Below are 19,760 nucleotides of genomic sequence, written 5' to 3'. Positions count from 1 at the left end.
GGCGCGGCAAGCCACGAACGACCCGCACGGGCGAGGGGGCAGGCACCTCCACGGCGCTACCGCCTCGAAGGACTGAACCCGGCCGCGAGCGGCATCCGCAGCCCCAGCGGCGGCGGCGCGGCGAACGCGTCCCGAACGGGCCGGGACATGGCCCGTCCGAACAGCGCCCCCATCACGAAGTCCTCGGCCAGCGCCAGCACTTCGTCCCGGTACTGGGTCAACCCGTGCCCGTCCGCGTGCACTTCGAACCGGCACACCTCGCGGTTCGCTTTCTTCGCCCGCACCGCCAGCCGGAACGACAGCTCGGGATCCGTCCGCCCGTCGTTCGTGCCGTGCACGATCAGCACCTGCCGGCCCACCAGCTGTTTCACCGGTTCGGGTGGCGCCGCGGCGTCCTCCTCCGGCAGCCAGGGAGCAAGCGCGAGCACGGAGTTGACGGCCTCGTGGCCACCCGCCCGCAACCCGGCCCGGGCGCCCATGCCGAGACCCACGAGACAGACGGGCACGTCCCCGTAACGTCGTACGGCCTCGTCCGCCGCCCAGGTCGCGTCCCGGGCGAGATTCGCCTCGGTGCCGTTCCACCCGCGGCAGCGGTAGTGCACCACGTGCGTGGCGAGCCCCTCCTCGCGGCCGGCGCGGGTCAGGCGGCGTCCGAGGGCGCGTACGGAGGCGGTCGCCAGCACGGGAGAGGGTCTGCGACCGGAGACCTCGTCACCGCCGGGGAGCAGCAGCACCACGCCGCTCACCGATGTCGGCTCCGGACCGAGTGTCCTGCCCAGCCGGGCCCTGGGAACCGGCGTCGCTTGGTGTGCCATGACAGAACAGTGTCAGAAGGGTGGGTGTACTCGCCCCGTCGTCGGGGTCACCGTTACGTATCGACGGAAACGTGAAGCATCCGAGCCCGCGCCATCTACGCGCGTAGGAGTTAGAGTGCGGAAATGACGAGCCAGACCATCGCGAACACCCCGACACCGGACCAGATCCGCCGGGCGCCCAAGGTTCTGCTGCACGATCACCTCGACGGCGGCCTGCGCCCCGCCACGATCGTCGAACTCGCCCGCGAGAGCGGCTGTTCCCAGCTCCCCGAGACCGACCCGGAGAAACTCGGCCTCTGGTTCCGCGAGGCCGCCGACTCCGGTTCCCTGGAGCGGTACCTGGAGACGTTCTCCCACACCGTCGGCGTCATGCAGACCCGTGACGCCCTGGTGCGGGTCGCCGCCGAGTGCGCCGAGGACCTCGCCGAGGACGGTGTCGTCTACGCCGAGGTGCGCTACGCACCCGAGCAGCACCTGGAGGGCGGGCTGAGCCTCGAAGAGGTCGTCGAGGCCGTCAACGAGGGCTTCCGGGAAGGGGAGCGGCGCGCCCGCGAGAAGGGCCTGCGCATCCGCGTCGGCGCCCTGCTCACCGCCATGCGGCACGCGGCCCGCGCCCTGGAGATCGCCGAACTCGCCAACCGTCACCGCGACCTGGGAGTGGTGGGGTTCGACATCGCCGGGGCCGAGGCCGGCTACCCGCCCACCCGGCACCTGGACGCCTTCGAGTACCTCAAGCGCGAGAACAACCACTTCACCATCCACGCCGGCGAGGCCTTCGGGCTGCCCTCCATCTGGCAGGCCCTCCAGTGGTGCGGCGCCGACCGGCTCGGGCACGGGGTGCGGATCATCGACGACATCCAGGTCCACGAGGACGGCCGGGTCGAACTCGGGCGGCTCGCCTCCTACGTCCGGGACAAGCGCATCCCGCTGGAGCTGTGCCCGAGCTCCAACCTCCAGACCGGGGCGGCGTCCTCGTACGCCGAGCACCCCATCGGGCTGCTGCGCCGGCTGCATTTCCGTGCCACGGTCAACACGGACAATCGTCTGATGTCGCACACCAGCATGAGCCGGGAATTCGAGCACCTTGTCGAGGCGTTCGGTTACACGCTCGACGACATGCAGTGGTTCTCCGTCAATGCGATGAAATCAGCGTTCATTCCTTTCGATGAACGACTGGCCATGATCAATGACGTGATCAAGCCCGGTTATGCCGAGCTGAAATCCGAATGGCTGTTCCGGCAAACCGCCTCCACCAGCGATTCTTCGCCCTCGGAAGGGTGACCTGGGGGGTATCGGAAGACAGCGAATGCGGGCGGCGTTCACAATCCGTCCGCATTTCGATGTTTGCGGCGGGTGGCGCGGGGTGTTTACGGTCGCTGGACCGCTCACACCCCCTCACCCCATTTCGAGGACGCATTTCATGAAGCAGTCTGCTGCCAAGTCCCTCGGTGTCGCCGCTCTCGGTGCCGCCTTCGCCGCCGCCGGTGCGGGCGCCGCCAACGCCGCCCCGGCCCTCCCGGACACCGCCCAGACGCCGGAGACCGTCACTCAGGCTCTCCCGGCGGAGCAGCTCTCCCAGACGCTGCCGGGCTCGGGTGAGGCGCTGGGCCAGGAGCAGACGGCGGCCGGTGCCGGTCTCGCCGGCGCCCATCCGGTCGCCGAGCAGCTGCTCGCCGAGGGCCCGACCGGCCCGGCCGCCAAGCTGCTCGGCGGGCTCCCGGTGCAGGGCCTGCCCACGCACGGCCTGCCGGTGAACGGCGTTCCGGTCGGCTGATCCTCCCGCCGAGGCTGACCCCTCCCGCCGAGGGCGGACACCACACGCCGACGGGGCGCACCCTGGACACAGGGTGCGCCCCGTCGGCGTTCACGCGCGTCGGCGCTACCAGGCCGTCTGCGCGTTGTTCTGCACCTTGTCCTCCGAGGGCAGCAGGATCCACAGCGCGATGTAGAGCAGGAACTGCGGACCGGGCAGCAGGCACGAGACCAGGAAGATCACCCGCATCGTCGTCGCGGAGGTGCCGAAGCGCCGTGCCAGCGCGGCGCACACTCCGCCGATCATGCGGCCGTTGGTGGGGCGGGCGAGGCGGGACATGTGCGACTCCTTCAACGTCGGTGTGTGAGGTCTCCGGTCCGAGTACCCCATCTGCACTCCACGCTACGGAGACGAAGGGGGTAAAGCGTCGCTCCATGGGGCGATCCCGACCCTGGGAATCGTCGGGGTCCGACCCTGAGGCGGCTGTTCCTCCGCGGGCAGGGGCGCGAGGGACAGGCCGGCGGTGCGGCGGCGCAGCCAGGAGCGGCCGGCCGGGACGAGCACGAGATGCGCGAGGGCCACGCCCGCGGTGTTCAGGAACAGCGAGTCGACGTCGACGACCTGGCCGGGAACACCGGTCTGCAGCAGTTCGATGCCCATCGAAAGCAGCGCACCGGCCGCGACGGTGCGCAGCAGGGACGCCAGCGGCGAGCCGGCCAGTCTGCCGCTCGCCATCGGCAGCAGCACGCCCAGTGGGGCGAGCAGCGCCAGCTTCTCGCCGATGTGACGGGCGGCCTCGTACCAGCCCAGGGCGAGATCGGTCCGGATGCCGGCGAAGGGCCGCAGATTGGCGGGCATCACCCAGGGCACGTCCAGCGGCCGCAGCGTGTACCAGGCGACGAACGCGAGGTGTGCGACGAGGAGGACACCTCCTGTCACCCGGATGCGGAACGCGGCGCTGCCGCCGATGGAGCCTTGACGCTGCACGCCCCCCTAGACGCGGCCTCCGGCGGGATCGGTTCCGCGAGGGGCACCGGTCCGCCGGTGAGGCATGCGCCACAGCCCGGCGGATCCCGGCCCGATCACTCCCCGGCCGGGTCCTTGGAGGGCGGTTCCTTGCTGCCCGGGCGGGCCCGCACCTCGTCCGTGCACGCGTAGCGGCGCGGCGAGTCGGCGCCGGGGCCGCCGAGCACCACGGAACCGTCGCCCTGGCCGGCCGCGAAGTCGGAGAAGGTGCAGACGACCTGCGCGAGGGCGTACGAGGTGAGGCTGTCCGGTGCCGCGCTCAGCCGCAGGGTGTCCTCCGGGTCGCCGGGCCGGGGCCCGCCCACGGTGATGCCCGCGCGGACGTCCGTGCTGTAGCCGGCCTCCTTCTCGGCGGGCGACGGCGGTGTGGCGAGCTGGTCCAGCAGCCCCTGCGCCACCAGCATCCGCCGCTCGGAGTCGGCCGCGCCGTCCGGCACCCGCACGGTCCGGTCGACGGTCACCAGCGAGGACCCGCACAGCAGGAACACCTGCACCGGCAGCCCCCGGGCGGCCTGCGTCGGCACATCCGGCTCGGCGAGGGAACACCGCACCCGCGACGGCGCCGGCCCGAAGTTCGTCGGCACCTCGGTGGCCCGTATGCCGCAGCCGGTCAGCAGGAGGGCGAGTACGGACACGGCACCGATCCGGGCCCAGGACACGAGACGTGCGGTCATCAGGCGTCCTCCTTCGAGTCCTCGCCCTGGCCCCGGCCGGTGTCGGCGGCGGGCTTCCGCTCGCCCTCGGCGGGCTGTTCCCCGGGTTCGAACGTGTGGCGCGGTATCCGCAGGGTGAACACCGCGCCCGAGTCGGGCGAGTTGGCCGCGGTGATCTCACCACCGTGGATGTGGGCGTTCTCCAGGGCGATGGACAGGCCCAGGCCGCTGCCCTCCGAGCGCGGCCGGGAGGCGCTGGCCTTGTAGAAGCGGTCGAAGACGTGCGGCAGGACGTCCTCGGGGATGCCGGGCCCGTGGTCCTGCACCTCGATGACGAGCGAGTCGTCCTCCTCGCGGACCGACACCCGCACCGGCGAGCCGCCGTGCTTGAGCGCGTTGCCGATGAGGTTGGCCAGGATGACGTCCAGGCGGCGCGGGTCCAGCCGGGCGTGGATGCCGCGCTCGGCGTTCAGCTCGACCGCGTCCAGCCAGGCGCGGGTGTCGATGCACGCGGTGATCTGGTCGGCGATGTCGACGTCGTCCAGCACGAGCCGGGCCGTGCCCGCGTCGAAGCGGGTGACCTCCATCAGGTTCCCGACCAGGTCGTTCAGCCGCCGCGTCTCGCTGACCACCAGCCGTACGGCCGGCTCGATCATCGGGTCCATGCTGCCGGTCTCCGCCTCCAGCTCCTCCTCGAGCACCTCCGTCACGGCGGTGATCGCGGTGAGCGGCGTCCGCAGCTCATGGCTCATGTCCGCCACGAACCGCCGGGACGCCTCGTCCCGCGCGGCCATGTCGGCGACCCGTTTCTCCAGCGCCTCGGCCGCCTTGTTGAACGTCCTTGACAGATCGGCGAGTTCGTCGGTGCCCGACACCCTGAGCCGGGTGTCCAGTTTGCCCTCGCCGAGCCGCAGCGCCGCCGCCCCGAGCCGCTGCACCGGCTTCAGCACGGTCGTCGCCGCGGCCTGCGCGAGCAGCGCCGAGCCGATCAGCGCGAGCCCGGTGGCGATGCCCAGCGACCAGGCCAGCGAGTTGAGGTCCTTGGCCTCCGGCTCCAGCGACTTGAGCATGTACCCGGTCGGTCCGCCGCCGGTCACCCGCGTGCCCGCCACCAGGTACGGGGTGTCGTCGTCGATGATCCGCTGCCAGTACAGGTGGTACGGGTGCTGGTCGGCCCCGTCGGCCTTCTGCGCCTTGTTCACCGCCGTACGCAGCGAGACCGGCACGTCCCGCAGCGAGAAGCCGCTCAGCCCGCCGGAGCTGCCGTAGACGGTCCTGCCGTCGGGGTTCCGGGCGACGAGCAGCACGCTGAAGCGCTGGTCGCTGCCCGCCATCTGGCCCGCGGTGTGCTGCAGTTCGTCCTGCGTCGGACGCTCGGGCAGCGAGGCCGCCCGGTTCTGCATCTCCTGCTCGAAGTCCCGCAGCACGGCGTCCTGGGTACGGGTGAGCACGGCCTCGCGGTTGAGCCAGTACGCGATGCCGGACGCGGACACGGCCGCCGTCAGGGCCACCAGGCCGAAGACGACGACCAGCCTCAGCCGCAGGCTGGTGAAGCGCAGCCGCGACAGAAATCCTTTGCGCGCCGCGGTCCAGCCGCGGTCCCCCCCTTGGTGCCGCTGTGTCACTGAGGCGGGTCCAGCCGGTAGCCGACACCCCGCACGGTACGGATCAGCGTCGGGGACGACGGCACGTCCTCGACCTTGGCGCGCAGCCGCTGGACGCAGGCGTCCACCAGCCGCGAGTCGCCCAGGTAGTCGTGCTCCCACACCAGCCGCAGCAGCTGCTGCCGGGACAGCGCCTGCCCCGGCCGCCGGCTCAGCTCCAGCAGCAGCCGCAGCTCGGTCGGCGTCAGCTGGAGGTCCTCGCCGTTCTTCGTCACGGTCATCGCCGAGCGGTCGATGACGAGGCTGCCGAACGTCGCCGCGTCGTTGGACTCCCGCTCGCCGCGCCGCAGCACGGCCCGGATCCGGGCGTCGAGCACGCGCCCCTGCACCGGTTTGACGACGTAGTCGTCGGCGCCGGACTCCAGCCCGACCACCACGTCGATGTCGTCGTTGCGCGCGGTCAGCAGGATGATCGGCAACTGGTCCGTGCGCCGGATGCGACGGCACACCTCGAACCCGTCGATGCCGGGCAGCATCACGTCCAGCACGATCAGATCCGGGCGCTGCTCGCGCAGCAGCTTCAGACCGTCCTCACCACTGGCAGCGGTCGCCACGCGGTGACCCTGGCGCGTCAGTGAGAGCTCCAGGGCCGTCCGGATGGCGTCGTCGTCCTCGATCAGCAACAGGGAAGGCACGGGCTCATTCTGGCCCATGGAGGGGTCGGGGTTCGACCGGTGGGTCCGAGACAGTGGCGCCGGTACCGCCGGCCGCTGTGAAGGACCCGTGTTCCCGCTGGGCCCGGCCCCTGTGACAGGTCTGTGACAGTCGGCGGACACGGCCATGAAAGTGCGGCGCCAAGCTTTTCGGCACAGGCAAGGAAGCCCGCCCCCAACGGCGGGCCGCACACCGGAAGTCCACGACGGGGGGCGCGAGATGAACACGCTGCACGGCATCAGCACCAGCGCAGTGATCACGCGCCTGCACGACGTGAACCGGGGTGCCGAGAAGTCCGGTGCCGATGGGGGCCCCTCCCGCGCGAGCGGATTCGAGCGTGGGGGAGGGCGGGGGTGCGCTCGGGGCACCGGGCGTCAGCACACCGGGTTCATGACGGTGGTTGACGCACACACGGGGGAGAACAAGGGGACGGGGGCGGCTCACGGGGGAGCCGCGTACAGGGAGGACCCGGGGGAGCGCCGCTCGCTGGCGGAGGCGGAGTTCACCGCCTACGTCCAGGAGCGCCGCGCCTCCCTGTACGCAACCGCCTACCACCTCACCGGCGACCGCTTCGAGGCCGAGGACCTGCTGCAGAGCGCTCTGTTCTCGACCTACCGGGCGTGGGAGCGGATCAGTGACAAGGCGGCGGTCGGCGGATACCTCCGCCGCACCATGACCAACCTGCACATCAGCGCCTGGCGGCGCCGCAAGCTCAACGAGTACCCGACCGAGGAACTGCCGGAGACGCCCGGCGACACGGACGCGATGCGCGGCACCGAGCTGCGCGCGGTCCTGTGGCAGGCGCTGGCCCGGCTGCCCGAACTCCAGCGCACCATGCTGGTCCTGCGCTACTACGAGGGCCGCACGGACCCGGAGATCGCGGACATCCTCGACATCAGTGTCGGCACGGTGAAGTCCAGCATCTGGCGGTCGCTCCGCCGGCTGCGCGAGGACGAGGTCCTCAGCTTCGGCCGTGACGAGGAGGACGCCTTCGGCGAGCTCGTCGCCTGAAGGCTGGGGGAAGCACCACAAGGGGGCCCACGGGGGCCACGGGGGAACTGCGGAGACGCTGGGGGGCGTCTCCGCAGGAAGGTGGGGGACACGGGGGAGCACCACGGGGGAAGCACGGAAGCGGGACTGGAGGGCCGGGGGGTCCGTCCAGTCCCGCTTTCTCTTGTGCCGCCTTCTTCCGGTGTCTCGCCGGCGCCTCGCCGCTCAGGCCGCCGTACGCAGACTCGCGCACCGGCCCGCCGCCGCGGCCGCCAGCCGGCCCATCGCCTCGTCACGGTCGCAGGCGTGCGCGCCCAGTGCCGTCTGACGGGCGACGATGGTGCGCTCCAGCCGCATCAGGCGCCAGCCGCGGCGCAGCAGGAAGGGCACCGACTTGCGGCCCTCCCGCAGATCCCGCAGGAAGCGGCGCCGGAACGTCCTCACCGGGCCGCGGCTCAGGCACAGCGCGTCGGCCAGGACGCCGAGTTCCCGGCAGCGCGTGACGATCTCCGCGGCGAAGATGCCCTCCGCGATGAACAGCGGCGTCCGCCCGGTCTCGACCGTCTCCGCGCCGGTACGGGCGCTCAGCGCGATGTCGTAGACGGGAACATCCGTACGGCCCGTGCGGCACAGCTCGGTGATCGCCGCGACGGCCGCGTCCGCGTCCCAGGAGCCGGGATGGTCCCAGTCGATGTCGGAGCTCCCCGCCACCAGGGGCAGTGTCGGATCGGCGCCCTCCTTGTAGAAGTCGTCGAGCCGCAGCACCGGGAGGCCGGAGCGGGCCGCGAGGAGGGACTTGCCGGAGCCGGAGGGGCCGCAGAGCAGCACGACTCGCGTGGGGATGGGCAGAGGGGAACTCACGGGACACCAGTGTGAGGCATCCACAGTGGGCCGTAGACCCCGCGGGTCGCCTTTGATGCGCGCGTCACACCTCAACTGCCCTTCGTGTCGAATCGATTACCCAGTGCGTCAGAAGGTGGCAGCGATGGCCCGACACGACTCTCCCGAGAAGCCGGCCGCCCGGCGTGCCCTGGCCGTCCTCGCGACCGCGGGGGCGGCCCTGGGCGCGGGCACGGCGACGGCGGTGGCGGACACGCAGTCCGTCCTGGGGGGCAACACCCGGCCCACCTCCCTCGGCAAGATCGACCCCCAGTCCGGCCTCCAGGCCGCGACCGGCACCGTCGGCTATGTCACCGGCCCGGTCGCCGGCCTCAAGCCCAACCCGCTCGCCCGGCACGGGAGTCGACCCGCTCGACAACGGCGTCGGCACCCAGCTCGCAGACTTCAAGCCGGTGACGTCCCAGGCGCTGACGGGCCCGGTGGCGCAGGCGCAGTCGATGGCGAGCATTCCGGTGGTGGGGCAGGCTGCGGGGCTGCTGTCGCGGTAGGCCCGCCAGGGTGACAGGCGCGCAGGAGAGAAGCCCCGGCCCTCCCGGACGGAGGAGGGCCGGGGCTTCCGTGCATGAGAGGCGGCTAGTAAGAGGAGCCCGAGGCGCCCAGCGAACCCGTCGGGTGCCAGACCGTCTTCGTCTCCAGGAACGCCGTCATGCGGTCGATGCCGGGCGTCTCCGTGTAATCCACAGGCTGTGGACGCAGGACGCGCTTGAGGTTGTCGGCCGCCGCGATCTCCAGTTCCTTCGCCAGGGTCTCGTCGGCGCCCGCGAGGTCGATCGCGTTGACGTCCTGGTGGGCGGCGAGCGGGGTCGCGATCTCCGCCGTGCGGCCCGAGAGGACGTTGACCACGCCGCCGGGGACGTCCGAGGTGGCCAGGACCTCGGCCAGGGACAGGGCGGGGAGCGGGGACTGCTCGCTCGCCACCACGATGGCCGTGTTGCCGGTGGCGATCACCGGGGCCAGCGCCGACACCAGCCCCAGGAAGGACGACTCCTGGGGCGCCAGCACCGCGACCACGCCCGTCGGCTCGGGGGAGGACAGGTTGAAGAAGGGGCCCGCGACCGGGTTCCCGCCGCCGGTCACCTGGGCGATCTTGTCGGTCCAGCCCGCGTACCAGACCCAGCGGTCGATCGTCGCGTCCACGACCGCCGCGGCCCTGGACTTCGACAGACCCTCGGCGTCGGCCACCTCGCGCGTGAACTGGCCGCGGCGGCCCTCCAGCATCTCGGCGACGCGGTAGAGGACCTGGCCGCGGTTGTACGCCGTCGCCCCGGACCAGCCGCCGAACGCCTTGCGGGCGGCGACCACGGCGTCCCGGGCGTCCTTGCGGGAGGACAGGGGCGCGTTCGCCAGCCAGTTGCCCTTGGAGTCGGTCACCTCGTACACCCGGCCGCTCTCGGAACGCGGGAACTTGCCTCCCACGTACAGCTTGTAGGTCTTGAGGACACTCAGTCGCGCGTCAGACATCGAGGTACGCCTCCAGGCCGTGGCGGCCGCCCTCGCGGCCGAAGCCCGACTCCTTGTAACCGCCGAACGGCGAGGTCGGGTCGAACTTGTTGAACGTGTTGGACCAGACCACGCCCGCGCGGAGCTTGTTCGCCACCGCCAGGATGCGGGAGCCCTTCTCCGTCCAGATACCGGCGGACAGGCCGTACGGCGTGTTGTTGGCCTTGGCGACCGCCTCGTCCGGCGTGCGGAAGGTCAGCACCGACAGCACCGGGCCGAAGATCTCGTCCCGGGCGACGGTGTGCGCCTGGGTGACGTTCGTGAACAGCGTGGGCGCGAACCAGTAGCCGCTCTCCGGCAGTTCGCACGCCGGGGACCAGCGCTCGGCGCCCTCCGCCTCGCCCTGCTCGACCAGCGAGGTGATGCGCGTGAGCTGCTCCGCGGAGTTGATCGCGCCGATGTCGGTGTTCTTGTCCAGCGGGTCGCCGAGGCGCAGCGTGGACAGCCGGCGCTTCAGGGACTCCAGGAGCTCCTCCTGGATCGACTCCTGGACCAGCAGGCGGCTGCCGGCGCAGCAGACCTGGCCCTGGTTGAAGAAGATGCCGTTGACGATGCCCTCGACGGCCTGGTCGACGGGGGCGTCGTCGAAGACGATGTTGGCGCCCTTGCCGCCCAGTTCGAGCGTGACCTTCTTGCGCGTCCCGGCGACCGTGCGGGCGATCTCCTTGCCGACGGCGGTGGAGCCGGTGAAGGCGACCTTGTCGACGTCCGGGTGGGCGACCAGCGCCGCGCCCGCGTCGCCGTAGCCCGGGAGGATGTTGACGACACCCTTGGGCAGGCCCGCCTGGCGGCAGATGTCCGCGAAGAACAGCGCCGACAGCGGGGTGGTCTCGGCCGGCTTCAGCACGACCGTGTTGCCGGTCGCGAGCGCCGGGGCGATCTTCCACGCCAGCATCAGCAGCGGGAAGTTCCAGGGGATGACCTGGCCGGCCACGCCGAGCGGCCGCGGGTCCGCGCCGAAGCCGGCGTGGCCGAGCTTGTCGGCCCAGCCCGCGTAGTAGAAGAAGTGCGCCGCGACCAGGGGGAGGTCCGCGTCGCGGGTCTCCTTGATCGGTTTGCCGTTGTCGAGGGTTTCGAGGACGGCGAGCTCGCGGGAGCGCTCCTGGATGATCCGCGCGATGCGGAACAGGTACTTGGCGCGCTCCGAGCCGGGCAGCGCCGACCACTTCTCGAACGCCCTGCGCGCGGCCTTCACCGCGCGGTCGACGTCCTCGGAACCGGCCTGGGCGATCTCGGAGAGGACCTCCTCGGTCGCGGGCGAGACCGTCTTGAAGACCCGGCCGTCGGCCGCCTCCGTGAAGTCGCCGTCGATGAACAGGCCGTACGAGGGCGCGATGTCGACGATCGCGCGCGACTCGGGGGCCGGGGCGTATGCGAATACCGAAGCCATGGTGATCAGTCCACCGTCACGTAGTCGGGACCGGAGTAGCGGCCGGTGGCCAGTTTCTGGCGCTGCATCAGCAGGTCGTTCAGCAGGGAGGAGGCGCCGAAGCGGAACCAGTGGTTGTCCAGCCAGTCCTCGCCCGCCGTCTCGTTGACCAGCACCAGGAACTTGATGGCGTCCTTGGACGTGCGGATGCCGCCGGCCGGCTTCACGCCGACCTGGATGCCGGTCTGCGCCCGGAAGTCGCGCACCGCCTCCAGCATCAGCAGCGTGTTCGCCGGGGTCGCGTTGACCGCGACCTTTCCGGTGGAGGTCTTGATGAAGTCCGCGCCCGCCAGCATCCCGAGCCAGCTCGCGCGGCGGATGTTGTCGTATGTCGAGAGCTCGCCCGTCTCGAAGATGACCTTCAGGCGCGCCGAGGTGCCGCAGGCCTCCTTCACGGCGGTGATCTCGTCGTACACCTTCATGTACCGGCCCGCGAGGAACGCCCCGCGGTCGATGACCATGTCGATCTCGTCGGCGCCCGCGGCGACGGCCTCCCGGACGTCGGTCAGCTTGACGTCGAGCGAGGCGCGGCCGGCCGGGAACGCCGTGGCCACCGAGGCGACCTTCACGCCGCTGCCGGCGACGGCCTCCTTGGCCACGGCCACCATGTCGGGGTAGACGCAGACCGCGGCCGTGCTGGGCGTCGTACGGTCGGTCGGGTCGGGACGGGCCGCCTTCGCGCCGAGCGCCCGGACCTTGCCCGGGGTGTCCGCGCCTTCCAGCGTCGTCAGGTCGACCATCGAGATGGCGAGGTCGATCGCGTACGCCTTCGCGGTCGTCTTGATCGAACGGGTGCCGAGGGAGGCCGCACGCCCCTCGAGCCCGACCGCGTCGACTCCGGGAAGCCCGTGGAGGAAGCGGCGCAGCGCGCTGTCGGACGAGGTGACGTCCTTGAGGGGGTGAGCTGCGGTGAGTGCAGAACTGGGCATGGTCACCAGACGAGCATATCTACGCGCGTAGCGGCTGTACAGCCCCCCGGTCGCCTTGAGGTTCTTCGGCGGCCCGCGGCGGTTTCGCCGTGGGGTGAGGGACGGAGGGACGAGAGGGAGAGGGGGCGGGGCGCCCGTGACATGCGGGTCCGGCAGAATCGAGGCATGACGAGCCCCGAGTCCCAGTCGCCCGCGCCGCAGCCCGAGGACCCCCAGTCCAAGGACCGGGTCTACCGGTCGGTTCCGGCCATCGCCGGTGGCGTGATGCTGCTGGCCATCGCCGGGTGGCTCGGCATCGACGCGGTGGTCTCGGGCGTGGGGCGCACGCCGTGGATGACGCTCGCCGTGCTCCTCCTCGTCGTCCCGCTGGTCGTCGCCTTCACGCTGCGGCCCGCCGTGTTCGCGGGCGAAGACCGGCTGAGGATCCGCAACCCCTTCCGCGTCGTCGTGGTGCCCTGGGGCCAGGTCGCCGCGCTGAGGTCCGCGTACTCCAACGAGGTCCTCACCGAGTCCGGCGCGAAGTACCAGCTGTGGGCGGTGCCCGTCTCGCTGCGCGCCCGCAAGAGGGCCGCGCGGCGCGAGATGCGGGCGACGGCGCAGGCACGGCGGCAGATGGGGCGGGACGAGGGCCGCGGCAGTGCGCTCGGGACGGGTGCGGGGCTGGGGGCCGGCCTGGGCGCCGGTGCCATGTCCGACGGCCCCGTGCGGGCGGAGACCGACCGGATCATGGACGAGCTGCTGAGGCTGCACGAGGCACGGCACCAGGCGGAGTCGGCGCGGGGTGAGGTGACCGTGCGGTGGGCCTACGAGATCGTGGGGCCGTCGGTCGCCGGGGCAGTGCTGGTGCTGATTCTGCTGTCGGTGGGGTGACGGGGGCGTCCGCCGGGTGCGGTCTGCGAGAACCTCGGGTGTCCGGCCGGGGGCTCTTCCGGGCGCCTCGGGGGACGCGGCGGCAGTGGCAGCGGTGCGAGGCTGCCCGGAAGAGTTCCTGGTCGTGGGGGGGGGCGGGGGGATTTCTCAGATGCCTGCCGCCGTCGACAGGTCGCGCTTGACCGCCTCCAGGAGGTCCGTCGCCTTCGCGCGGGCCTCGGGGAGGTCCGCGCGGGTCGCGACCGGGATCACGACCTCCAGGTAGCACTTCAGCTTCGGCTCCGTGCCGCTCGGGCGGACGATCACCCGGGCCCCGTCGAGGGTGTAGCGCAGGCCGTCCGTGGGCGGGAGGTCGTCCGTGCCCCGGGTGAGGTCGTCGGTGCGGGTGATGCGCAGGCCGGCGAGTTCGGTCGGGGGCTGCTCGCGCAGGCGGGTCATCGCGGCCGCGATGAGCGAGAGGTCCTCCACGCGGACCGACAGCTGGTCCGTCGCGTGCAGGCCGTGCTCCACCGCCAGGTCGTCGAGGAGGTCGGGCAGGGTGCGGCCCTCCTCCTTGAGCTGCGAGGCCAGTTCCGTGATCAGGAGCGCGGCCGTGATGCCGTCCTTGTCGCGTACGCCGTCGGGGTCCACGCAGTAGCCGAGGGCCTCCTCGTAGCCGTAGCGCAGGCCCTCGACACGGGCGATCCACTTGAAGCCGGTGAGGGTCTCCACGTGGGGGAGGCCCGCCTTCGCGGCGATACGGCCGAGGAGGGACGACGAGACGATCGACTCCGCGAAGACGCCGGTCGCGCCGCGGCGGACCAGGTGGGCGGCGAGCAGGGCGCCGACCTCGTCGCCGCGGAGCATCCGCCAGTCGGTGCCGTCCGGCACGGCGACGGCGCAGCGGTCCGCGTCCGGGTCGTTGGCGATGATCAGGTCCGGGGCGGTCTCGCGGGCCTTCGCGAACGCCAGGTCCATCGCGCCCGGCTCCTCCGGGTTGGGGAACGCGACGGTCGGGAAGTCCGGGTCGGGGTCGGCCTGCTCCGTGACGAGGGCCGGTTCCGGGAAGCCGGCGCGGGCGAAGGCGGCGAGGAGGACGTCCTTGCCGACGCCGTGCATCGCCGTGTACACCGTGCGGGCGGTGCGGGGGGAGTCCGTGGCCAGGACGGCGTCCGTGCGGGCGAGGTAGGCGTCGAGGACGCTCTCGTCGAGGGTGTCCCAGCCTTCGGTGGGGCGCCGGACGGTGGTGAGGGACGGGACGGCGGCGATCTCCGCCGCGATGTCGAGGTCCGCCGGGGGAACGATCTGGGAGCCGTCGCCGAGGTACACCTTGTAGCCGTTGTCGCGGGGCGGGTTGTGGCTGGCGGTGACCTCCACGCCGGCGACCGCGCCGAGGTGCCTTATCGCGAAGGCGAGGACGGGGGTGGGGAGGGGGCGGGGGAGCACGGCCGCGCGGAGGCCGGCGCCGGTCATGACGGCGGCGGTGTCGCGGGCGAAGTCCTCCGACTTGTGGCGGGCGTCGTAGCCGATCACGACCAGGCCGTCGTGATGGCCCTGCTTCCTGAGGTACGCGGCGAGGCCGGCGGCGGCGCGGATGACGACCGTGCGGTTCATGCGCATGGGGCCGGCGCCGAGTTCGCCCCGGAGACCGGCGGTGCCGAACTGGAGCGTGCCGCTGAAGCGAGCGGCGAGTTCCGTGTAGTCCTGCGCGTCGATGAGGTGGGCGAGCTCGGTGCGGGTGTCCGGGTCGGGGTCCTCGGTGAGCCACGCCTGGGCCTGTGCGATGAGTTCGTCGTGCACGGTCGGTGTCAGCCTCTCCGTTGGTGGTGGGGTGCGGGTGCGGGTGCCTGCGGCGGCCTGCGCGGGTGGGGTGGGGTGCGCGTAGCGCGTGACGCCGGGTGGTGGGTCGGGGACGTGTCGGGGGGTGTCCGTCCTCGGAACGGCGCGATGGGGTCGGACACCGACTCGCTGTCCGTTGACGCGCCGACCGCTGCGGGCGGACACCCCCCGACACGTCCCCTTCTCGCCGTACGCGGGTGCGGGCGCGTCGGGTCCCGCCCAGCTGTGGACGACGTCCCCTTGTGTCCTCCGGCGGGTGCGGGCGCTTCGTGGCCCCGCCCCGCTGCGATCGGCGTCCCCTTGCGTCGTCCGGTTGCGTCGTCCGGCGGGTGCGGGCGTGTCGTGGCCCCGCTCAGCTGCGGAGGACCGCCGGGTCCGCGTAGCTGGAGGGGGCGCGGTGGGCTCCGCCGGGTGGCGCGGCGTCCGGGGCGCCTGGGTTGCTCAGAGGCGGCCGAGGACCTGCGTCAGGAGGGAACCCATGCGGGTCGCGGAGTCGCGGCCCGCCTGAAGAACCTCTTCGTGGTTCAGGGGCTCGCCCGTCATGCCCGCGGCCAGGTTCGTGACGAGGGAGATGCCGAGCACCTCGGCGCCCGCCTCGCGCGCGGCGATCGCCTCGAGGACCGTCGACATGCCCACCAGGTCCGCCCCGATGACGCGGGCCATGCGGATCTCGGCCGGAGTCTCGTAGTGCGGGCCGGGGAACTGGGCGTAGACGCCCTCCTCCAGCGTGGGGTCGACCTCCTTGCACAGGGCGCGCAGGCGCGGCGAGTAGAGGTCGGTGAGGTCGACGAAGTTGGCGCCGATGATGGGGGAGGTGGCGGTGAGGTTGATGTGGTCGCTGATCAGGACCGGCTGGCCGGGGCGCATGCCCTCGCGCAGGCCGCCGCAGCCGTTGGTCAGGACGACGGTCTTGCAGCCGGCCGACACGGCCGTACGGACGCCGTGGGCGACCGCTGCCACACCGCGGCCCTCGTAGTAGTGCGTGCGGCCGAGGAAGACCAGGGCGCGCTTGTCGCCGATCCGGTACGAGCGGATCTTGCCTCCGTGGCCCTCGACCGCCGGCGGCGGGAAACCGGGCAGTTCGGTGACCTGGAGCTCGGCCTCGGGGGCGCCCAGGGCGTCCACGGCCGGGGCCCAGCCGGAGCCCATCACGAGGGCGACGTCGTGGGTCTCGGCGCCCGTGAGTTCGCGCAGGCGGGCCGCGGCGGCGTCGGCGGCCGCGCGGGGGTCGCCCTGGATGTCGTCCGGAAGAAGAGATGCGTTCACGCCGATGAGGGTAACCGCTGATTGCCTACGCGCGTAGATGGCGGAGCTCACGGGGTGGCGATCGTTGTCTTGTCGTTTCCGACGAAGAGGGCGCCCGGAGGCCGGGCGTCAGCAGGGGCGCTTGCGGAGTTCCATGACGTAGTCGTGGGGGGCGCCGGCCGACTCGGCCGCGTCGGCGATCTCGCCGAGGTAGCGGGCGGAGGGCAGGCCGCCCTCGTACGCGTTCAGGGTGAAGGCCCAGGCCGGCTCTTCACCGTCCAGGGTGTGGACCCGTACGCGTGTCCGGCGGTAGATGTCGAGGCCCACGCCCTCCCAGCGGTCCAGCGACTCCTCGTCCATCGGGGCGATGTCGTACAGGGAGACGAAGACCTGGGAGAGCGGGTCCTCCACGATCGTCGGCAGTGCGCCCTCCCAGCCCATGTGCTCGCCGCCGAAGGTCAGTCGCCATCCGTTCAGCCAGCCGGTGGCGCGCAGCGGCGAGTGCGGGGCGCGGCGGGACATCAGCCGCGCGTCGAGGTTGCCGGCGTACGCGGCGTAGAGCGACATGGGGGAAGGGTACGGCAGGTCGTCCGGCGTCACTCGCGTAACGGAGCCGCATCGGGCGGGCCCCGGCGCGGTGCCACGGTGAGGGGTGCGGGACAATGGAGTACGTGACTCGGATCGTGATCATCGGTGGCGGACCCGGCGGATACGAAGCGGCGCTGGTGGCCGCCCAACTCGGTGCGGAGGTGACCGTCGTCGACAGCGACGGTCTGGGCGGGGCGTCGGTGCTCACCGACTGCGTCCCGTCCAAGACCCTGATCGCCACGGCCGAGGTGATGACCACCTTCGACTCCTCCTACGAGGAGCTGGGCATCATCGTCGCCGACGACACCCCGCACCTGGAGCAGGCCGCCCGTGTGGTGGGCGTCGACCTGGGCAAGGTCAACCGGCGGGTGAAGCGGCTCGCGCTCGCCCAGTCGCACGACATCACGGCCTCCGTGACACGTGCCGGGGCGCGTGTCCTGCGCGGGCGCGGGCGGCTGGAGGGCATGCAGGCGCTCGACGGGTCACGCAAGGTCGTGGTGCGCGCCGCCGACGGCAGCGAGGAGACCCTGACGGCGGACGCGGTGCTCATCGCCACCGGCGGGCACCCTCGGGAGCTGCCCGACGCGCTGCCCGACGGTGAGCGGATCCTGAACTGGACCCAGGTGTACGACCTCGACGAGCTCCCCGAGGAACTGATCGTGGTCGGGTCGGGTGTGACCGGCGCCGAGTTCGCCGGTGCCTATCAGGCGCTGGGGTCGAAGGTGACGCTCGTGTCGTCGCGCGACCGGGTGCTGCCGGGTGAGGACCCGGACGCGGCCGTCGTGCTGGAGGACGTCTTCCGGCGGCGCGGCATGAACGTGATGGGGCGTACCCGGGCGCAGTCCGTCAAGCGGGTCGGGGACCGGGTCGAGGTGACCCTCTCCGACGGGCGGGTCATCACCGGGTCGCACTGCCTCATGGCCGTCGGTGCCGTGCCCAACAGCGCCGGCATGGGGCTGGAGGACGCCGGGGTCCGGCTGCGCGAGTCCGGTCACATCTGGACCGACAAGGTGTCGCGTACGACCGCTCCGGGCGTGTACGCCGCCGGTGACGTGACCGGGGTGTTCGCCCTGGCGTCCGTGGCCGCCATGCAGGGACGGATCGCCATGTACCACTTCCTGGGCGACGCCGTGGCCCCGCTGAACCTCAAGACCGTCTCGTCGAACGTCTTCACCGACCCGGAGATCGCGACCGTCGGCTACACCCAGGCCGATGTCGACGCCGGGAAGATCGACGCCCGGGTCGTGAAACTGCCGCTGCTGCGCAACCCGCGCGCCAAGATGCAGGGCATCCGCGACGGCTTCGTCAAGCTCTTCTGCCGTCCGGGGACCGGGATCGTGGTCGGCGGTGTCGTCGTGGCGCCGCGCGCCTCGGAACTGATCCACCCCATCTCGATCGCGGTCGACAACAACCTGACGGTCGAACAGATCGCGAACGCCTTCACCGTCTACCCCTCCCTGTCGGGCTCGATCGCGGAGGTGGCACGGCAGTTGCACACCCGCAAGGCGGAGGGCGAGGGCTGAGACCGAAACCGACTCCTCGCTGGTCACGGGGAGTGTTCGGTCATGCGTGCGGCATAGGCGGCGGGACTAGGCCCTATATCACTTCCCGCTGCTCCGTACGCACATCTTCTGCTATTCAGCGCAAACTGCTGAAAGCAGACGGTCGCTGGCGTTACTGTCAGTTTCGTGTTCGCTGCAGAACGTCGCCAATTGATCCTCGAAATGGTGCGAGCGAACGGGGCCGTGTCGCTCCGTGAGCTCGCCCGCGTCGTCCAGACCTCCGAAGTGACCGTACGGCGGGACGTGCGCGCGCTGGAGGCAGAAGGACTCCTCGACCGCCGGCACGGCGGTGCGGTACTGCCGGGCGGTTTCACGCGGGAGTCCGGCTTTCCGCAGAAGTCTCATCTCGCGACCGCCGAGAAGACCGCCATCGCCGACCTCGCCGCGAATCTCGTGGAAGAGGGGGAGGCGATCGTGGTCGGGGCGGGTACGACGACCCAGGAGCTGGCCCGCCGGCTCGCCCGGGTGCCCGGACTGACCGTCGTCACCAACTCACTGCTGGTCGCCCAGGCCTTGGCCCATGCCAACCGGGTGGAGGTCGTGATGACCGGCGGTACGCTCCGCGGCTCGAACTACGCGCTGGTCGGCAGTGGTGCGGAGCAGTCTCTGCACGGGCTGCGGGTGTCGCGGGCGTTCCTGTCCGGGAGCGGGCTGACCGCCGAGCGGGGGCTGTCCACGTCCAACATGCTGTCGGCGTCCGTCGACCGGGCGCTGGTGCAGGCGGCCGCGGAGGTCGTGGTCCTCGCGGACCACACCAAGCTCGGGACGGACACCATGTTCCAGACCGTGCCGACGGACCTCATCACCCGCCTCGTGACGGACGAGCCGCCCGCCCACGACGACCGTGCGGCCACGGAGCTCCAGGCACTGGCCGACCAGGGCGTGCAGATCGCCGTGGCCGGGGGGCAGGGGGGTTCCGCGGGGCCGGCAGGCCCCGGGGGTGATGCCGTCCCGGCGCGTCAGCAGCGCCGGGATGTGCCGTTGCCCGGGCCGCGGCGGCAGGCGCCGGGGGGTGGAGGCGGGTTGCGGTCCACGGCGATGCTGGGGGATCAAGGGGCCGGGGCGGAGCGGGCGCGGGTGGCGGATCTGCGGCGGCGTTGAGCGTCGGTGGTGGGTGAGGCGCTGTGCATTGCCAGGTGCTTCGGCATCGTTGCCGGAGCCGGGTGGCGCAACCCGGCGCAGCGGTGCCCCGCTGCGCCCACCCGGGCCGCCCCAGCGGCACGACTGCCCGCAGCTCGGCAATAGCCACGGCGGGGGCCCGAGCCGGGGGCGCGCCTCCAACGTTGGTTCGTCCGGACCTCCGCCTCCGTCCTTTTTCTCTCCGATCGCCGCGCCTGACGTTCCCAACACACCCATCTCCCCCC

The 19,760-nt window shown here is 71.9% G+C and carries 19 protein-coding genes and 1 pseudogene; 7 read left to right on the top strand and 13 right to left on the bottom strand.

The features are described from left to right. Window positions 1–56 precede the first annotated feature (56 nt). Window positions 57–815, bottom strand: a complete 759-nt coding sequence (locus tag ACZ5TL_RS27270; protein WP_468593036.1) for an alpha/beta hydrolase — start codon at window positions 813–815, stop codon at window positions 57–59. A gap of 123 nt (window positions 816–938) precedes the next feature. Here ACZ5TL_RS27270 and ACZ5TL_RS27265 point away from each other — a divergent pair, with 123 nt between their 5' ends. Together ACZ5TL_RS27265 and ACZ5TL_RS27260 are read left to right on the top strand one after the other, a co-directional pair. Continuing rightward, the gene (locus ACZ5TL_RS27265; protein ID WP_468593034.1) at window positions 939–2,096 is read left to right on the top strand and encodes an adenosine deaminase; all 1,158 of its coding nucleotides are present in this window, start codon (window positions 939–941) and stop codon (window positions 2,094–2,096) included. Between the two features lie 139 nt (window positions 2,097–2,235). Next, the gene (locus ACZ5TL_RS27260) at window positions 2,236–2,589 is read left to right on the top strand and encodes an ATP-binding protein (RefSeq protein ID WP_468593033.1); all 354 of its coding nucleotides are present in this window, start codon (window positions 2,236–2,238) and stop codon (window positions 2,587–2,589) included. A 105-nt stretch (window positions 2,590–2,694) separates the two neighbouring features. Here ACZ5TL_RS27260 and ACZ5TL_RS27255 read toward each other — a convergent pair whose 3' ends face one another. The 5 genes from ACZ5TL_RS27255 to afsQ1 form a co-directional block, all read right to left on the bottom strand. After that, the gene (locus ACZ5TL_RS27255; protein WP_468593031.1) at window positions 2,695–2,907 is read right to left on the bottom strand and encodes a PspC domain-containing protein; all 213 of its coding nucleotides are present in this window, start codon (window positions 2,905–2,907) and stop codon (window positions 2,695–2,697) included. Between the two features lie 63 nt (window positions 2,908–2,970). After that, the gene (locus tag ACZ5TL_RS27250; protein ID WP_468593030.1) at window positions 2,971–3,555 is read right to left on the bottom strand and encodes a VanZ family protein; all 585 of its coding nucleotides are present in this window, start codon (window positions 3,553–3,555) and stop codon (window positions 2,971–2,973) included. Between the two features lie 95 nt (window positions 3,556–3,650). After that, window positions 3,651–4,268, bottom strand: coding sequence for a hypothetical protein (locus tag ACZ5TL_RS27245; RefSeq protein ID WP_468593029.1), 618 nt, complete (start codon window positions 4,266–4,268; stop codon window positions 3,651–3,653). Then, window positions 4,268–5,872, bottom strand: coding sequence for an ATP-binding protein (locus ACZ5TL_RS27240; protein WP_468593028.1), 1,605 nt, complete (start codon window positions 5,870–5,872; stop codon window positions 4,268–4,270). The genes ACZ5TL_RS27245 and ACZ5TL_RS27240 overlap by 1 nt, the downstream gene beginning before the upstream one ends. Beyond that, window positions 5,869–6,546, bottom strand: a complete 678-nt coding sequence (gene afsQ1 / locus ACZ5TL_RS27235) for a two-component system response regulator AfsQ1 (RefSeq protein WP_158101933.1) — start codon at window positions 6,544–6,546, stop codon at window positions 5,869–5,871. The genes ACZ5TL_RS27240 and afsQ1 overlap by 4 nt, the downstream gene beginning before the upstream one ends. 238 nt (window positions 6,547–6,784) lie before the next feature. Here afsQ1 and ACZ5TL_RS27230 point away from each other — a divergent pair, with 238 nt between their 5' ends. Next, window positions 6,785–7,576, top strand: coding sequence for a SigE family RNA polymerase sigma factor (locus ACZ5TL_RS27230; RefSeq protein ID WP_468593027.1), 792 nt, complete (start codon window positions 6,785–6,787; stop codon window positions 7,574–7,576). A 204-nt stretch (window positions 7,577–7,780) separates the two neighbouring features. On the opposite strand, the gene ACZ5TL_RS27225 is transcribed toward ACZ5TL_RS27230, so the two are convergent. Further along, window positions 7,781–8,416 carry a uridine kinase family protein gene (locus ACZ5TL_RS27225; protein ID WP_468593026.1) on the bottom strand — a complete coding sequence of 212 codons (636 nt, stop codon included), beginning with the start codon at window positions 8,414–8,416 and terminating at the stop codon, window positions 7,781–7,783. Between the two features lie 124 nt (window positions 8,417–8,540). Here ACZ5TL_RS27225 and ACZ5TL_RS27220 point away from each other — a divergent pair. Next, a pseudogene (locus ACZ5TL_RS27220) lies at window positions 8,541–8,943 on the top strand (hypothetical protein). Window positions 8,944–9,028: 85 nt separating this feature from the next. Here the strand turns inward: ACZ5TL_RS27220 and ACZ5TL_RS27215 are convergent. Genes ACZ5TL_RS27215 through deoC form a run of 3 tightly spaced genes read right to left on the bottom strand, consistent with a single transcriptional unit; the run spans window position 9,029 to window position 12,313 of the window. After that, the gene (locus tag ACZ5TL_RS27215) at window positions 9,029–9,916 is read right to left on the bottom strand and encodes an aldehyde dehydrogenase family protein (RefSeq protein WP_468593024.1); all 888 of its coding nucleotides are present in this window, start codon (window positions 9,914–9,916) and stop codon (window positions 9,029–9,031) included. Beyond that, on the bottom strand, window positions 9,909–11,345 hold the full coding sequence (locus ACZ5TL_RS27210) for an aldehyde dehydrogenase family protein (RefSeq protein ID WP_468593023.1): 1,437 nt from the start codon (window positions 11,343–11,345) through the stop codon (window positions 9,909–9,911). The genes ACZ5TL_RS27215 and ACZ5TL_RS27210 overlap by 8 nt, the downstream gene beginning before the upstream one ends. Window positions 11,346–11,350: 5 nt before the next feature. After that, on the bottom strand, window positions 11,351–12,313 hold the full coding sequence (deoC, locus tag ACZ5TL_RS27205; protein ID WP_468593022.1) for a deoxyribose-phosphate aldolase: 963 nt from the start codon (window positions 12,311–12,313) through the stop codon (window positions 11,351–11,353). A 165-nt stretch (window positions 12,314–12,478) separates the two neighbouring features. Between deoC and ACZ5TL_RS27200 the strand changes: the two genes are divergently transcribed. Beyond that, a complete protein-coding gene (locus tag ACZ5TL_RS27200) occupies window positions 12,479–13,183 on the top strand; it encodes a PH domain-containing protein (RefSeq protein WP_468593021.1) in 705 nt (234 codons plus the stop codon). A gap of 147 nt (window positions 13,184–13,330) precedes the next feature. Here the strand turns inward: ACZ5TL_RS27200 and ACZ5TL_RS27195 are convergent, their stop codons facing one another. The 3 genes from ACZ5TL_RS27195 to ACZ5TL_RS27185 all read right to left on the bottom strand — a co-directional run bounded on the left by ACZ5TL_RS27195 (window position 13,331) and on the right by ACZ5TL_RS27185 (window position 16,813). Then, window positions 13,331–14,962, bottom strand: a complete 1,632-nt coding sequence (locus ACZ5TL_RS27195) for a phospho-sugar mutase (RefSeq protein WP_468593020.1) — start codon at window positions 14,960–14,962, stop codon at window positions 13,331–13,333. A gap of 480 nt (window positions 14,963–15,442) precedes the next feature. Next, window positions 15,443–16,267: a purine-nucleoside phosphorylase gene (locus ACZ5TL_RS27190; protein WP_468593019.1), complete on the bottom strand. Its 825-nt coding sequence runs from the start codon at window positions 16,265–16,267 to the stop codon at window positions 15,443–15,445. Between the two features lie 108 nt (window positions 16,268–16,375). After that, window positions 16,376–16,813 carry a gamma-glutamylcyclotransferase family protein gene (locus tag ACZ5TL_RS27185; RefSeq protein ID WP_468593018.1) on the bottom strand — a complete coding sequence of 146 codons (438 nt, stop codon included), beginning with the start codon at window positions 16,811–16,813 and terminating at the stop codon, window positions 16,376–16,378. A 95-nt stretch (window positions 16,814–16,908) separates the two neighbouring features. Here ACZ5TL_RS27185 and ACZ5TL_RS27180 point away from each other — a divergent pair, with 95 nt between their 5' ends. Continuing rightward, window positions 16,909–18,357, top strand: a complete 1,449-nt coding sequence (locus ACZ5TL_RS27180; protein WP_468593017.1) for an NAD(P)H-quinone dehydrogenase — start codon at window positions 16,909–16,911, stop codon at window positions 18,355–18,357. A gap of 165 nt (window positions 18,358–18,522) precedes the next feature. Continuing rightward, window positions 18,523–19,497: a DeoR/GlpR family DNA-binding transcription regulator gene (locus ACZ5TL_RS27175; RefSeq protein WP_468593016.1), complete on the top strand. Its 975-nt coding sequence runs from the start codon at window positions 18,523–18,525 to the stop codon at window positions 19,495–19,497. Window positions 19,498–19,760: the final 263 nt, after the last annotated feature.

The sequence above is a fragment of the Streptomyces sp. NPDC033136 genome, from assembly GCF_055578235.1.
The sequence above is the reverse complement of the archived record's forward strand: the minus strand, read 5'-3'. Positions and strand labels throughout refer to the sequence as shown.

Coding starts and splice junctions, on each gene's coding strand:
- ACZ5TL_RS27245 (WP_468593029.1), bottom strand. CDS start 4,268: ATGACCGCACGTCTCGTGTCCTGGGCCCGGATCGGTGCCGTGTCCGTA.
- ACZ5TL_RS27265 (WP_468593034.1), top strand. CDS start 939: ATGACGAGCCAGACCATCGCGAACACCCCGACACCGGACCAGATCCGC.
- ACZ5TL_RS27230 (WP_468593027.1), top strand. CDS start 6,785: ATGAACACGCTGCACGGCATCAGCACCAGCGCAGTGATCACGCGCCTG.
- ACZ5TL_RS27200 (WP_468593021.1), top strand. CDS start 12,479: ATGACGAGCCCCGAGTCCCAGTCGCCCGCGCCGCAGCCCGAGGACCCC.
- ACZ5TL_RS27215 (WP_468593024.1), bottom strand. CDS start 9,916: ATGTCTGACGCGCGACTGAGTGTCCTCAAGACCTACAAGCTGTACGTG.
- deoC (WP_468593022.1), bottom strand. CDS start 12,313: ATGCCCAGTTCTGCACTCACCGCAGCTCACCCCCTCAAGGACGTCACC.
- ACZ5TL_RS27210 (WP_468593023.1), bottom strand. CDS start 11,345: ATGGCTTCGGTATTCGCATACGCCCCGGCCCCCGAGTCGCGCGCGATC.
- ACZ5TL_RS27185 (WP_468593018.1), bottom strand. CDS start 16,813: ATGTCGCTCTACGCCGCGTACGCCGGCAACCTCGACGCGCGGCTGATG.
- ACZ5TL_RS27255 (WP_468593031.1), bottom strand. CDS start 2,907: ATGTCCCGCCTCGCCCGCCCCACCAACGGCCGCATGATCGGCGGAGTG.
- ACZ5TL_RS27270 (WP_468593036.1), bottom strand. CDS start 815: ATGGCACACCAAGCGACGCCGGTTCCCAGGGCCCGGCTGGGCAGGACA.
- ACZ5TL_RS27180 (WP_468593017.1), top strand. CDS start 16,909: ATGGAGTACGTGACTCGGATCGTGATCATCGGTGGCGGACCCGGCGGA.
- ACZ5TL_RS27260 (WP_468593033.1), top strand. CDS start 2,236: ATGAAGCAGTCTGCTGCCAAGTCCCTCGGTGTCGCCGCTCTCGGTGCC.